The sequence below is a fragment of the Neobacillus drentensis genome (assembly GCF_036966985.1).
GTDB lineage: Bacteria > Bacillota > Bacilli > Bacillales > Cytobacillaceae > Neobacillus > Neobacillus drentensis_E.
Genome location: NZ_JBALSN010000499.1, coordinates 1 through 1,077, shown reverse-complemented (window position 1 = coordinate 1,077; position 1,077 = coordinate 1). Strand labels below are relative to the sequence as shown.

The 1,077-nt window shown below is 36.6% G+C and carries 2 protein-coding genes; both read left to right on the top strand.

Annotated elements, in window-relative coordinates:
• A partial coding sequence (locus tag V7659_RS26395) for a hypothetical protein (protein ID WP_335543060.1) occupies nucleotides 1-193 on the top strand: 193 nt, incomplete at its 5' end.
• Nucleotides 194-398: 205 nt separating this feature from the next.
• Nucleotides 399-857, top strand: coding sequence for a Gp49 family protein (locus V7659_RS26390; RefSeq protein ID WP_335453218.1), 459 nt, complete (start codon nucleotides 399-401; stop codon nucleotides 855-857).
• Nucleotides 858-1,077 lie beyond the last annotated feature (220 nt).

Below are 1,077 nucleotides of genomic sequence, written 5' to 3'. Positions count from 1 at the left end.
AACTTCAAAACTGCTTGAGACCTGCGTGCCAGGTCTGGTGGGTTCGATTCCCACGCAGTCCCGCCAACTCAATCATATCAAGGGTTCTAAGGAATTCTTATCGTACATAGACCAGGGGGCACTGGTCTTTTTTTATGACCAAGTGCCGAAAAAGTGCCATTTCATCTTTGTGCCATTGAAGTTTCTTTATTGAAGCAACTTATTCAAATGGTCCACAGCATAGCTTCAATCGAATCGGTGATGATACTGCCCAACAGATTAACCCGTTATAAAAAGTTTATAGAGGAAGAATTAACATGAAAAATGTATCTCTTTTTCAAGTTTCACAGCTTTTCTAAATGCTGAATAGACTAGTTTAACGGTAGCTTAATTAAAAAGGCATGGTGGAGGGAAAGAACTTGAAGTTATACAAAGTGAAAGGGTCGCCAGATAGTGTAGTGGAATTGTTGGAAATCACAGCGGATGGGCAAGTGAAGGTTAGGGATCTCATCAATGATGAGGTCATTGAAACAACAGTGCAAGCCTTTGAAATGGCATTTGAACCATCATCAGATTCCTTTATTGCGAAACAACAAGGAAAGGCACTGATGATAAATCATAGCGTACCAGCGGATATCAATGAAATGTTCGAAAAATCTCAGGTTAAGGTTGTTAAGGCTTTTGGAAGATGCACAATGGTTGCGGTCAAGCTGCCCAATGGGTTTATCATCACCGAATCAATATCAAGTGTAGATAAGGCATCCTATAACAAAGAAACAAACACTCAAATTTGTTTGGAACGGATTAAACATAAAATTAGTGAGCTTGAAGCTTACAAAACTCAAAGTGTAGAGACACAATCAGATAATAAGAATTAGGGAAAATAATATTGCTGAGCTGAAAAAGGAAAATAAAAAATTTCTAAAGTTGTTAGTTAATGAAGTAATAGAAAAAGTTGATTAAGATGAAGCGGTAAATAAAAATAGAAATGTAATATAAAAAAGCTACAATCAGAAATTGTTGAAAAGAAGGATATGTTAAGTAGAAGTGCAATGATGTATTAAAAGGAGATATCCCGGTCAAGGGATATCTCCTTTT